Source organism: Leptolinea tardivitalis, assembly GCF_001050275.1.
Classification (GTDB): domain Bacteria; phylum Chloroflexota; class Anaerolineae; order Anaerolineales; family Anaerolineaceae; genus Leptolinea; species Leptolinea tardivitalis.
Genome location: NZ_BBYA01000003.1, coordinates 94,427 through 107,302, shown reverse-complemented (window position 1 = coordinate 107,302; position 12,876 = coordinate 94,427). Strand labels below are relative to the sequence as shown.

At 52.2% G+C, this 12,876-nt stretch carries 13 protein-coding genes and 1 tRNA gene; 3 read left to right on the top strand and 11 right to left on the bottom strand.

Features of this window, described 5'->3' with window-relative positions; all coding sequences use genetic code 11:
- Nucleotides 1-3: 3 nt before the first annotated feature.
- Entirely contained in the window at nt 4-567 is a 564-nt protein-coding gene (locus tag LTAR_RS03150) for a class I SAM-dependent methyltransferase (protein WP_062420713.1), read from the top strand.
- Between the two features lie 7 nt (nt 568-574).
- Nucleotides 575-1,444 carry a nucleoside deaminase gene (locus LTAR_RS03145; protein WP_062420712.1) on the top strand — a complete coding sequence of 290 codons (870 nt, stop codon included), beginning with the start codon at nt 575-577 and terminating at the stop codon, nt 1,442-1,444.
- A gap of 36 nt (nt 1,445-1,480) precedes the next feature.
- On the opposite strand, the gene LTAR_RS03140 is transcribed toward LTAR_RS03145, so the two are convergent.
- The 8 genes from LTAR_RS03140 to LTAR_RS03105 all read right to left on the bottom strand — a co-directional run bounded on the left by LTAR_RS03140 (nt 1,481) and on the right by LTAR_RS03105 (nt 9,865).
- Nucleotides 1,481-1,981: a ClbS/DfsB family four-helix bundle protein gene (locus tag LTAR_RS03140; RefSeq protein ID WP_062420711.1), complete on the bottom strand. Its 501-nt coding sequence runs from the start codon at nt 1,979-1,981 to the stop codon at nt 1,481-1,483.
- Complete coding sequence (locus LTAR_RS03135) at nt 1,965-2,486, bottom strand: protein-tyrosine phosphatase family protein (RefSeq protein ID WP_062420710.1); 522 nt, start codon at nt 2,484-2,486, stop codon at nt 1,965-1,967. The genes LTAR_RS03140 and LTAR_RS03135 overlap by 17 nt, the downstream gene beginning before the upstream one ends.
- Before the next feature lie 22 nt (nt 2,487-2,508).
- Nucleotides 2,509-4,776, bottom strand: coding sequence for a penicillin-binding transpeptidase domain-containing protein (locus LTAR_RS03130; protein ID WP_062420709.1), 2,268 nt, complete (start codon nt 4,774-4,776; stop codon nt 2,509-2,511).
- A gap of 62 nt (nt 4,777-4,838) precedes the next feature.
- Complete coding sequence (locus tag LTAR_RS03125; protein ID WP_062420708.1) at nt 4,839-5,771, bottom strand: tetratricopeptide repeat protein; 933 nt, start codon at nt 5,769-5,771, stop codon at nt 4,839-4,841.
- A gap of 4 nt (nt 5,772-5,775) precedes the next feature.
- The gene (locus LTAR_RS03120; RefSeq protein WP_062420707.1) at nt 5,776-6,108 is read right to left on the bottom strand and encodes an MGMT family protein; all 333 of its coding nucleotides are present in this window, start codon (nt 6,106-6,108) and stop codon (nt 5,776-5,778) included.
- The gene (locus tag LTAR_RS03115; protein WP_236686565.1) at nt 6,105-6,692 is read right to left on the bottom strand and encodes a DNA-3-methyladenine glycosylase I; all 588 of its coding nucleotides are present in this window, start codon (nt 6,690-6,692) and stop codon (nt 6,105-6,107) included. The genes LTAR_RS03120 and LTAR_RS03115 overlap by 4 nt, the downstream gene beginning before the upstream one ends.
- A gap of 1 nt (nt 6,693) precedes the next feature.
- Entirely contained in the window at nt 6,694-8,811 is a 2,118-nt protein-coding gene (locus LTAR_RS03110; protein ID WP_139044395.1) for an ATP-binding protein, read from the bottom strand.
- Nucleotides 8,798-9,865, bottom strand: coding sequence for a metallophosphoesterase family protein (locus LTAR_RS03105; RefSeq protein ID WP_062420705.1), 1,068 nt, complete (start codon nt 9,863-9,865; stop codon nt 8,798-8,800). Before LTAR_RS03105 ends, LTAR_RS03110 begins: the two co-directional genes overlap by 14 nt.
- Before the next feature lie 92 nt (nt 9,866-9,957).
- On the opposite strand from LTAR_RS03105, the gene LTAR_RS03100 reads away from it, so the two are divergent.
- Nucleotides 9,958-10,031 (top strand) — tRNA-Asn (locus LTAR_RS03100).
- 56 nt (nt 10,032-10,087) lie between these two features.
- Here LTAR_RS03100 and LTAR_RS03095 read toward each other — a convergent pair.
- The 3 genes from LTAR_RS03095 to LTAR_RS03085 form a co-directional block, all read right to left on the bottom strand.
- Nucleotides 10,088-11,062 carry a tyrosine-type recombinase/integrase gene (locus LTAR_RS03095; RefSeq protein ID WP_062420704.1) on the bottom strand — a complete coding sequence of 325 codons (975 nt, stop codon included), beginning with the start codon at nt 11,060-11,062 and terminating at the stop codon, nt 10,088-10,090.
- A 94-nt stretch (nt 11,063-11,156) separates the two neighbouring features.
- Entirely contained in the window at nt 11,157-11,561 is a 405-nt protein-coding gene (locus LTAR_RS03090) for a hypothetical protein (protein WP_062420703.1), read from the bottom strand.
- Entirely contained in the window at nt 11,558-12,526 is a 969-nt protein-coding gene (locus LTAR_RS03085) for a replication initiation factor domain-containing protein (protein WP_062531837.1), read from the bottom strand. The genes LTAR_RS03090 and LTAR_RS03085 overlap by 4 nt, the downstream gene beginning before the upstream one ends.
- Nucleotides 12,527-12,876 lie beyond the last annotated feature (350 nt).

Genomic DNA, 12,876 nt, shown 5'->3' with positions numbered 1-12,876 from the left:
AGAATGTCCACTTTCGAACCAACCAATTTCAGGATCTTTATTACCCGATTTCTGGGAAGTTTTATTACTGATTTTTATAAGGAGTATATTGACTCATTACCCATTAAGGGTAATGAGAATATTCTGGAATTCGGTTCGGGATCTGGTGTTTGCAGCCGGATGTTGTCAAAGAAAATATCACAACAGGGTCATCTGACTTGCGTTGATATCTCATCTCGCTGGTTGGATGTTACCCGTAAGGTTGTAGATGAAGTCTCGAAGGTAACTCTTTTACAGGGGGCTATTTGGGATGTCCCTGTTTCAGACGAATCTCAGCAGATTGTTTTTATTCATTTCGTTCTGCATGATATTCCCCCTGAAGAACGCTCCAGGGTTTTTCAGACTCTATGCTGCAAATTAGCTCCTGGTGGACTGATCATTTTGAGAGAACCTGACTCACGTGGCGGATATTCACCAGAGTGGGCAAAAATGCAGGCTGCTGAAAATGGATTGGAGGAAATATCGTCCACCCATCAAAGAACCTGGTACACCGGTGACATGACAAGTTTTATCTTTAGAAAAACTTAAAACAATCATGGACACTTTTCAAACGCAGGTGACGAAACAATTAGAGCGATTGCAATCAAAATCGTTGCGAGAGATTGAAAAAGCCGTCACGGAAAAACGGTTGAAATGGTGGTCTGACCATGAACAGCTGAAAAAGGACAGGCCGATCACGCCGCGGAAGGCTTTTGAAACCCTGTTCTTCGATTATATGGGGCTGGATAAAAATGACCTTCCGATCCTCTCTGAATCGGAAGAGGAAATCACATGGGCTTCACAAAATCCCTGCCCGACCCTGACCGCCTGCCAGCAATTAAATCTGGATACCCGCCGGGTGTGCCGTAAGGCTTATGAAAAATCAACCCAGGTATTCATCTCGCAGATGGATCCAGAGCTGCGTTTCGTTCGCAGTTATGAAGAGATCCGTCCACATGCGGCCATCTGCCGTGAAAGCATCATCCGGTTTGATTTTGAAAAGGCTATGCGCCTGGCCATTTCAGAAGCACAGGTTTCCCGACAGGAAGGTAATAAAGGGTATGGTGCCATCCTTTGGTTTGGTGGAAAAGTACTGGCAGCGGCGCATGATACGGCCGGAACAGAAAAAGACCCTAGCCTGCATGCCGAGGTGAACGCCATCCGGCAGGCCTGCCGGATTCTGGGAGACGCCAACCTGTGCGGAGCCGTGTTGGTGTCCACCTGTGAACCCTGCCCGATGTGTTCGTCACTGGCGGTTTGGGCCAATATCACCACACTGGTTTATGGAGCATCCATAAAAGAGACAGCCGCTCCAGGTCGGGAACGCATCCTGGTGGATTCGGCTGAGATCATCGCGCAATCGCCTGTTCAAATTGAAGTCGTCCCCGGAGTATTACGGGAAGATTGCCTGAAGTTTTATATGTAGTATTTATTATGCAATGAGCAGAGATCCTGCTTATTTTCACTGGATTTTCAACCGTTCTTCAATTGATTCACGGTGTTCTTCATAATGTGCCAACGACCAGGTTACAACATCCTGCAATGAATATCCATCCAGCCAGGGAAATTGGGACAATCTAAAGAAATTACTTTCAGGTATCTTTCCAACCATACTAATAACTTTTTGACATCCATCATTCCAACCGCGATAGATATCTTCATACGACCGACTTTTATTTTGAGCAAAAATCCAGGCATTGATCCTGTCCAGCTCTTCATCAGAATCATTGTTATATTTCTCTGCCCATGAGGGTAAAACCGGTTCTTTGTTCTGCCATCCCGCTTCCAAACGGACAATGGTGATTTCCTGCCAGGTTCGCAGGTGAGCCAGCTCATCTTTAAAGGAGAGATTCGATGGTGAAATCGGTTTCTCCACTCCAAACATACCCATCCGCGAAATCAGGTCAACCCAAAGGTCATATTCCTTTCTGACGGCCGCCTCAATCTCATCTTTGGTCATCATTTTTTCTCCCAGCCCGGGAAGGTTTCTTCGAAGGGAATCTTCGGATGACCCGCTCCTGCTCGTCTGACTCAACGGAACCCGGCACCAGATCGCGGATCCAGCGGATGGCCTCATCCGCTGAAAGGCCAAGCTGACGGCGTGCCAGGCAGGCGGCAAACAGGCCGGTACGTCCCAAACCGGCATGGCAATGAACGGCCAGGTTTTGCCCTTTCGCTGCCAGTGCCAGGGCTTTATCGACGGCAGCAACCAACCGTGGCAGCTCAATACCCTGATAATCCTTCATGGGAAGGTGGATCACACCCAGCCCATCCTGTTCATACCTGAGACGAAGGTTCTGCCCGGCATAAATCCAGCATTCGGCATCAGGCACCAGCATCACCACAGTATTAATCTCATTTGCATGATAGGCCTGATACACCTGGCCGGTTGGATCATAATACCCAAACGGCATGGGACTGCGGAAGATGTGTCCCGGCAGTCCCAGTGGTAAAAACGTAAGTTCCATCTGCTCGATCGAACAGTCTGGTTTATGGTGCCGGTGTCTTAGTAACGGTCGGCGTCATCGTTGGGGTGGGAGTGGCGGTGTTATCCGCCAGTTTGTACACGCGAGATTCCCACGGCAACAGATCGCCGGCGCTCTGACCATCGCTAAAATACAGGCTGACCACACGGTCAAAAAGGGGCGCACCTACTTCAGAACCTTCTCCGCCATTTTCCATAATGATGGCCACAGCAATATTCGGTTTGGCGTTATTGTCATTATCCGTATAACCACCAAACCAGGCATGGGGGTTACCATCAGAGGTGGTGGCAGTGCCGGTCTTTCCTGCCAGAGCATACGGCAGCGCCGCCAGTGCTTTGCGGGCGGTTCCCAGCGGTTTCTTGCTGTAAATCACCCCTTTCATGGCTTCCTGAATGGTCTTCAAGTGTTCCGGGCTGACCGGTAATGTTCCGGTGCTTTCTGGCTGGAATGTATACGTGGGGGTTCCGTCTGGAAGAGTAATCTTTTCAATAAGTGACGGTTTGTAAAGGGTGCCGCCATTGCCTACAGCTGCGATAAACCGGGCTACCTGCAACGGGGTGACCAGTGTGGCACCCTGCCCGATGGCCAGTTGGGCGGCATCGCCTTCGCTTTGTGGATCAGGGATATTCCCGGCATCCTCCGCAATTTGTCCAATACCTGTGGCACTGCCCAGTCCAAAGGCGCGGGCCATATCAGAAACGGCCCGGTTATATCCCTGCCGGTAAAGTTCTAGACCAATATGGTAGAACCACGGATTGCAAGAGCGGATCAGCCCGCCGGAAAGGTTCAACACACCGCTGGGTGGGTATCCTTTGGCTTTCGTCCAGTCATCCAGCACCACATCGGGTAATTCACGGAAATCAGACTGGCAGTCATAGGTGGAATCGTTGGTAAAAACACCCGTTTCCAGGGCTGCCGCCATAGTGATGATTTTGAATACAGAACCGAGCGGATAACTGCTCTGTGCAGCACGATTGAGCAGCGGTTGGTCTGCATTTTTCAACAAGTCATTCAGCAGTACACCGTTTTCATTATTCGGATTGGTTGCCATAAATCGGTTCTGGTCATAACCCGGTGAAGAAACCATGGCAATCACCCGGCCGGTATCACGCTCCAACACCACAATGGCGCCCTTAAAATTCTGGAAGGATCGCTGCAATTTGATTTGCAGATCGGAATTCAGTGTGGTGGTGATGTTTTGCGCCGGTTGGGATTCCACCTGGGCAAGACGGGATATTGCCTGTCCCTGGGCATTGATCAGAGTAAGCGACGCTCCGTGAGAACCTGCCAGGTATTTTTCCTGTGACTTTTCCAGTCCGGCGACTCCAACCATTTCATTTCCCTGATAACCCTGCCGTTTGTAGAACGCCAACTGGTCACTGGGAATAGCCTGCACATACCCTACAACCTGCGGGGCAATACCACGGTCATAATAAAGCCCGCGGGTTGTATACGCGTAACGGGTATCAAACGTAGAAGCGACAATGGCGGGAAAAGCTTTCAATTGAGCTTTATTACTCTCCACACTTTCCACAGTGGCTTCGCCAATGGGTATATACCAGTCTGCTGCCGCCCCCTGGTAAGCATTATAAATATCTTCCCATTTTTTCCCTGTCAGTGTGGAAAGCAGGGTATTCTGGGCTTCTTCAGTAAACTGGTTTATTTTTCCGGGGATGATGCCCAGCGCCACCACTTTGGTAGGTGCGGCCAGGGGCACTCCGGTGCTGTCATAAATATTGGCCCGTTCAGGGATAGTGTACTCAACCCGCAGCCGGTTTCCTCCACCCATCTCAGGCATGATCAGACCATCATGCCATTTGACTTTCCACTGTCCATCTTCCAACAACAGGTTGAACGTCTCATCACGGACAAATTCACCGAACAGGTTGGTTTTATACGTCAACCGGACACCAGCGGAAGATTCACCTTTTCGTGCACTGGTGGCGCCAATGGAATAATCAACAGACATCAATGTAAGGGCATTTTCTGTATCGGCATACAGTTTGGTGAAATCATCCGCCGAGGTACCTGCCTGTGCCTCTTTGGAGATCAATGTGTACATGGCTGCATGATCAAATGATTTCCAGGCATCCAGATAAGCTCTGACCGCCGCTTCAACTTCCGGCTGCCGCGTGGTTTGCACGATGGGCGTTGGGAGACCCGGCGTAGGTGTCGATGTAGGAATAGAGGGTGTGGGTGTCGTTTGTGATACAGCCTGAGTACAGGCTGTAAGAACCAGCATAAAGCATAATAAGATTTTATTGGTTTTCATAGTCTTCAACCTTAGAGGATGGAGATTCTAACACACCCTGATTCTGGTATTCTGTGGGCCGGTTATATCCGGGTCAGCCAGGGTAGCGCAGCTTCCAGGTCAGTATTGGGACCGGTCAATGTGATGCGCCCATTGAATACATGCGGCAGGAAGGAACACAGGAAAGCCACCAGGGCATCATTTTCAATGCTGCAAAAATGACGACTGCCAAACACATGGATTTCCAGTGCCCCCACCGGTGTCTGACTGATCCATTTTTGCGAAGAAATCTGCAACGGGAAAAAACCGCACAGGTGCAATGCCGCCTGAAGGAAATATGCCTGGAAGGGATTGAAGATTTCGGGCGGGGGAACCACGTGTAAAAAAGTGGTTTCATATGTGCGTGAGAGTTTCTCGATGACCGCCGGGAACCGAAACCAGGCATCCGGTCCTTCACCGGCTGCAAAAGCGGCCGCCGGGGCGGCGTAATCCAACGGATAGACCAGTATACGGCCTCGCAGGCTTCCCCAGCATAACCGGATATCTTCACGATTCAGCTGCCACAATCGGGGGACCAGGTCCTGCCAGCCGTCTTCGCTGGCAGCCGGCCGCAGGAAATTTCCGCGCGTGTCCACCAGACCGCTTTCCCGCAACCATTTCTCCATTTCGGCCAGCATCTCCGGCCGGATGGCGGTATAACGGGCGGCGGCCACAGCGCCGTGCGCTGTGTAGAAAGCCCCCGCCTGCAGAGCAGACAGGCATAATGCCCGCCAGAATAACGGGTGGTTGCCATTTATTTCAGCGGCTTTTTGCAGAGCCAGCAAGGCTTCTTCAGCATACCGTTGACGGGTGCAGGTTTCCGCCAGCACAATCCAGGCTTCCAGATTGCCGGGTTCATCCGACGTCCAACGGCGGGCCAGGGCGGCAGCACGAGTCAGGTCATTTCGCAGCCAGCATCCCACCACAGCCTGACGGGCTGCCGGGGCATCCAATCCATGCGAACTACCATCTGGCATGGAATCATTCCTCCCGATAGAAAGATTCAGCTGGCAGCCAGCCGTACACATCAAAATCAATGGAACCGTCCGGCCGGAAAATAATACCTTCTTCTTCGAGCAGCTGCTTCTGCAAAGCAGATCCATACCCAAAGCCGTGCGGGCTGATGCGCCCTTTAGCGTTGATCACCCGCTGCCAGGGAACATTCATGCCTTCCTGCAACGCAGCCATGGCAAACCCCACCATGCGGGCGGAACAACCGCCCACCACACGGGCCACCTGCCCGTAGGTAACCACCTTCCCGGGGGGCACCTGCCGGACAAGCCGGTAAATCGATTCGTACAGCGGACCGCTCATTTTGACAGCTCGGCATGCCGGAAACAGGTTACCAGATGGTCGTTTACCAGACCGGCCGACTGCATGATGGCATAACAGATGGTAGGCCCGACAAATTTGAAGCCGCGCTCCACAAGAGCTTTGCTCATTTTTTCCGCCTCCGGTGTGACAGCCGGGATCTCGGCTGTCGTTTTGAACTGATTCTGGATGGTTTTTCCATCCACAAAACTCCAGAAAAAGGCATCAAAGCTGCCAAACTCTTGCTGGACTTCCAGAAATTTTTGCGCATTGTTAACTGCCGATTCGACTTTGCGCCGGTTGCGGATAATATCCGGATTGAGCAACAGTTCTTCCACCCGGGTGGCATCGTACCTGGCAACAACAGCCGGTTCAAAATTGGCAAACGCGTTGCGGTACCCTTCACGCTTCTTGAGGATGATCTCCCAGTTCAATCCGGCCTGGGCGCCGTCAAGTACGAAGTACTCGAAGAGTTTCCGATCATCATGCACCGGGGTTCCCCACTCGGTATCATGGTAGGTCAACATTGGTTCACGGAAAGGCCAGGGGCAGCGTTCCACGGCATCCATTGCGGCAGAATCGGACATGTCACTCCTTCATTGTAAAGGCCATAAAATCATCCCCCAGCAGAGGCGGGGTTTTTTCAAGAAATAAATCACGCAGATGGTCATCCATCGTCAGATAGAAAACCTGCCAGCCGGTCTGGGCCAGACGCAGCACCTCGTCGACCATGGCCGGGCGCCGCAGCCAGTCAGAATGCTGAAAGGCATCATCAAGAATCAAAAAGAGCGGCTGACCTTCGAACAGTCGTGAGGCCATGCCGATACGCAGGCCAAGCAGCACCTGCTCCTGGGCACCGGTGCTCAATTCATCGAGACGGAATGACTGGAAACTGTCAGAAACATCCAGCCGGTCTTCCACCAGGTCAACCCGTTCATAACGGCCGGTCAGGGCATGGATAGGCTCACGGATCACCGGATTGTTGAGGGCGGTCTGCAAGGCGGTATCTTCCCCGGCGCGTAATTCCTGAGCCGCCTGGGTGACGGCGATGCCGGCCAGAATTTCGGCTGTCTGGGCACGGGCATTATGTTCCAGTTCCATCCTCATGGACTGCAGGGCCGGAATGAGCTCTGCAAGGCTGCGGGTGACTGATTCCCCGGTGACATCGCAGATGCGCTGCCGGAGGATGGTCTTCTGGCGGTTAAGGTCTTCCATCTTCTCTTTGATGCGGGTGGACTCTTCTTCCAGATCTACCAGAACCTGCGGATTAAACTCATCCGCCCGCGCGGTTTCGCCGCCGGGGACGGGCTGTACCGGAGAGGATTTAAGGGCAATTTGCACCCGTGTGATGGAATTTTCCAGGAACGTTCGGCGGTCCTGCAAAATTTGCAATGCCGCCTGACGGTTCTTCGCCACCGAACGCCAGTCTGGCAGCCACAGGGTGAGACGGTGCTCAATTTCGCGTGAAAGGTCCTGCAAACGTTCTGTGCCGGTTTTGAGCAATTCCGTCTGCGTTTTGAGCAGCGAGATTTCCTGTTCCAGCGAGGTCTTCTTCATCTGCAGGTCGGTGATGCCGCTGCAGCGGGTGTGGAATCGGCGTTCAAATTCCGCCATGATCAGCCGGTTTTCCGGTGCAATGACATTAGCCAGGGCATCTGAGCGCAGCCGGCGGTACGCCAGGTAGCCGGTAAGCAGGGCGGCCAGCGCGGTGACCAGTGCCGCCCAGGGGAATTCAAAGAAAGCCAGCAGCACCGTGGCCACCACAGATACCGCCGCCAGCACAGGATAAAGCCAGACCGGTTCGTCGTGCTGGGGAATGGTGGCAGCCCGGTAAGTTTGCAGCGCCGCTTCAAGCCAGTGGTAATCTGCCTGCAGGGGCATTTTTTCCCGGCATGACCGGGTGAGCCGGTCAATCTCTTCTTTCAAGCGCTGCTCTTCACGAATATCAGCATCCAGATGCAACACTTCATGGCCGGGCAGAGCATCTGACTCCTGCTGCCAGCGCGCCAGATCCACCGCCAGCCGGTTGACATACTGCTGACGGGCGGTTTTTTGCCCGGCGGCCGCTTCCTGCACCTCAACCAGACGGGCGGAAAGCTGCCCGAGAGGGCCGTCGGAGAGCTGGGCATCAATCTCGGCAAACAGACGGTCGATCATCGCCAGCTTATCGAGGTTTTCCTTGCGTTTCTTCAGGTCGCCGTTCTGCGGACCCACAATACGGCCGTCCGTCACCTGCGCCTGCCGGGTAGTTTTGGGCACCCGGTCCTGGATGCGGTCAATCACACCCTGGTTGGAGAGGTAATCTTTCAGGGCAGCCCGGCCCAGACCGCCGGGGGTGTTGGCCTGCAGGGCATTTTCAGCCCCCTTCACCACCAGCAGACGGGCCAGCTGCGGTGGCAGACCGGCATCCGGCGCGGGCAGATAATCTTCCAGTTTGCTGCGACTCCGCGGATTGAACCGCGTCTCTTCAGCATCCGGCAGTCCGCTGACGGTAACGAAACCGGCCGCTTCCACGGGGCGCAATGTCATCTTACTGCTGGAACGCAGCAGGGATGATAGGATGAATTCCACCAGCCGCGTCTTGCCGTGCTCGTTGCGGCCGTAAATCAGGTTGACCCGCCGCGGTCTGAGGTGTATCTCGGGCTGCGGCGGAAGACCATCAAGAGAGATTTCAGTGATATGCACGGGCATGTCAGTCGGCTCCATAGATCAGGTGCATCACCGCCCGGTTGATTTCAACCGCATCGGGCAAGGCGCACGGTTCGGTCAAAACCAGCGCCGATGCCTTTTTCAAGGCCAGGGCAGCCGCTGCCGCGAGGGCGGGGTCATCTTCTGACAGCACATGCGAAAAATCGGGGTCGGCTTCGGGGTACAGGCGGACGCCGTCCAGCGCCTGCAATACCGCCTCGCGCAGGCCGGACCGGTCAGACGCGCAGCCGTTGAAGGCAGCCTGCAGCCTCACGCGCTGACGCTGCTCGGGGGTGAAACCCCATCCCTGCACACGCCGGGTGATCTCCTCTTTCAGCACCGTCGTTTCATCCGGCGATGGGACGATGAGGAAATTTTCCTTCATATATATGGGACCGCGGTTGACAGTGCGGTGTTCGATCGAATCATGCTGCGGATCGACCACCCAGAAGCCGCGCAGACCGGTTTCACTGGCATCCACCGCCGCCGGAGAGCCGGGCGAGATCACCCGCTCGGATTGAAACGGCACGTGGGTGTGACCCAGGAATGCCCGCACCGGCTGAAAGGCGGAAACATCCGCCCTGGTGAGCGGCATGTACACGCCCGGTTCGTGCGGATTGGGCGCCGTAGGACCCGATGTGAAATCTCCATGACTCACCAGGAACCACCCGTCCGGCGGGAGTTGGTCACGGAAGGGCACCAGCCGTGCCCCGGCGGATTCGCCGGATTTGTAGGGAAGGAAGAAGAACGGCAGCCCGCCTTCTTCCAGATAGACCAGGCGGGGCGACTCCATCACCAGCACATTGGCCGCCGAAAAAGATGACTGGTTCAGGGCGGCATCATGGTTGCCCGGCAAAATGACAATGTGCAGCTCGCGGTATTCCGGGCGCCTGAGCAGGGCTTCCAGCTCGTGCACGTCGCGCCGGTCCTGGTCAAACAGGTCGCCGGCCACCACCAGCGTGGTGATGGAGGCGGATAGCATCTGTTCGAGGATGTCTTCCAGCGCGTCAAAGCGGGCGGGATGTTCTTCCCGTGAGGTGAGATGCAGGTCGGCGGTAATGGCAACAGTCATAGAACAATTGTAGCATCGGTTTCAATTTTTGCACGAGGGTTGACCGGAAGCATTGACAAGATTTGAAGGGTGAACGTATAATAGCAAAACATTCCTCGATAGCTCAATTCGGCAGAGCGGGCGGCTGTTAACCGCTAGGTTCCTGGTTCGAGTCCAGGTCGAGGAGCAAATAACACCGTTACCAGAGTCACTTAATCAAAAAGTGGCTCAATTTTTTTAACTTTAGGTATCCTTTCGGCTTTGTAAAAAAGCAAAAAACTCCATTAAAAGGGTTGTTTGGTCGAGGTTCTCAGTAGTAGACGGGAGACCTCTTACCCCGAGTTGATTGATCCGATTGCGTACCTGGTCATCATTCAGCACAGAATAAAACTGATCCGTGATCTCCATGGATGAATGCATGACGTTAAGACTGACCGCTTTATAGTCCTCGATAGTCTTACTCAGCGACATAGCATAGTGAATAAATCCATGCCGGAACTTGTGGGGAGAGTGATATTTCAATCCGACTTTACCCAGCCAGGTCTTGAGATTTTTGCATGCCAGCGTTTCCCGATGTTCCCCAGGAGTGAGACAACCAGGGTCAATTTCCCCTGTATCCGGAGCAAGCGGAGCAAACCAGAACCCCTTGGAAGGTAGTACCGCCCTAACTTCGCTATCCCAGGCTTTGACCACTTCCAACAATTCAGGTGCATCAGGAATATTGAGAAGGGTTGTTTTAGCTGTTTTGCGGTTCTTTGTCCTGACCCCCATACTAGGGTATTGATAAATTACCAGGTTATCTAGGTCTACACATTCCAGGGATAGAGATACAAATGCACCAATCCGCATACCCGAGAGGAACAGCATAACCGCCATAGCACGGGTTCGCCGTTCACCAGTATTCAATGCCGGAGCTTTGGCAATCGCTTTGATCTCTTCCAGGGTAACCGCTTCACTATGCCTAGGTGAATCAGATAATCGTTTAGTTTTTAGAGTGACGATCCAGGAAGGTTTGATTTTTTTACAACCAGGTTGATTTAGTACAAGCCACGAAAAGAACCGCCGAGCGGTAGCCATGACCTTTTTTATGTACTCTGCCGATAACTGGCCTTCCTGGCCATCCTGGCGGGCAGTGAGCATATATTCGGGAAAGGTTGGGCGAATGTTTTGCGCTTTGATGAATTCGACCTTATCCGCCCACTCCAACAGATACCGCAAATGTGTAATCTCTTTTTGTTTTGATCCTGGCGTGATCTGGTCTACTTCAATCCGATAAGCCAGGAAATTTTGAACGAGCTTGTAATTATCCCTATTAATAATTATTCCCCCTGGAACTGGAGATTATTTTTGTAAGCAAACGTCCACAGGTTGGGCAATGACTTAGCAGGTAAGTTACCCGTCCTTTAGTTTTCAATTCTGGTTTGTACAGCTTGACCGGAACTCGGCAAGTTTTGCAAAATGTTTCATCCTCGGCCAATTCGGTTTTTTTGTAAGTTTCTAGATACCAGGCTTTGAATTCCTGCCCGTTTATCCAAATATGTCTGAAATCATCCCGAACATGAGGGCAATTCAATTTGATATAAACCCGATAGACCTGGTTCTTATCAATTCCTAATTCCTCGGCTAATTCACTCGGGGAATACATCATATTCAGCAAGCCCTTTAATTGATTGCGCCCTTTGCCATCCAGGCGACCGCTTAAGATAGTCTCTGTCATAGGCCACCCCCAACACTTTGACGGGGGCCCCTCCCCTCACGGGTTCCCTCCCCGTCAAAGGTTGTTGTGGGTTGGGAATCTGCCAGGAGCAAGCTATACCGATCTCCACGACGACGGCGACCACGATTGACTATTGACTTCATTACCTCTTCAGGAAGAATATCAATTGCCACACTCAGGGCAGGACTTACTTGCTTATCTATCCAGGTAATTAGTTTCCTCATGGAAAATTCGGTCGGATTGGATATCGTCGCACCTGCCCGTTTATTGGCAACAATGAAGGCTTGCCACCATTCGGTTTTAAAATCTACGTAATCTAATAGATGCGCCTGTGCGACAGAAAACCAGAGCCGTTCTTCTGGTAATGCTAGAAGTTGTCTCGCAACCAGGTCAGCTCGTTTGTCTTTCATTTCAATTTCAAGCCGAGTAAATCCCCGCTTGTCGTAAACCCGTATCATTCGTTCAGAGGTTCGAGAACCGAGCGATACTGTACTCGTTCCCACCCCTTCACCTTCACGTTTTTCCAATGGTGACTCATGAATTTGTAAGGTTTCGCGCTTTGCCAGAGAACGTAGATCATTATTCAATATTGCTTCCTTTACCTGATGAGGTTCAAAGGGAACATGATCGAAAGCATAATCCAGGCGGGTAAATGAATACTTATCTTTGTAATTCGACTCTAGCAGGTCATAGAGGGCATAGAACCGTTCCCAATCGATGCAATCGCAAGCCGAGCCAGGTATTTCATAATGAAAATAAATCCCCTGGTTTGTCACTGGATCAGTATAAATTTTGAATTCCATAGCGTTTTTATGGATCAGTCGAAAGCTACGTCCCCCATGTTCCAGGCACTGCAACGGCCCAAATAAATCTTTGAAAACCAGGTCATACAGTATGAATGCACTATCCGTCGGAGCATGAACGGTGAATGATAGCCAGTGTATTCTTGAGGTTATGTCTGTCATTATTTTGGTATCCTTCTGAAACTCCACCCCCCTATCAGTAAGGGGGGGGTGGTTGTGAAATTGGATTTCGTGATATTCCGGCTCACCGTTTGGGATGTTCGCTCATGTGGACAGCTGCGAAAGGCGCACCTGCCCACAATCGCTGGATAAGTGGAAAACGCAAAAGGCAGCGTTTACCACTTACCCACAACCCAAACGGCTACTACTGCTATTCCCCAGAAAGAACATAACCAATTCTTATGCTATTTCTCAAGAAAAACTTGAATACCGGGGTAAAAAAATAATCAAGCAAAACTTGAATTAGAGTATAAGCAATACTTTGTTTTTGTCAAGTATTTATTATGTTAGTA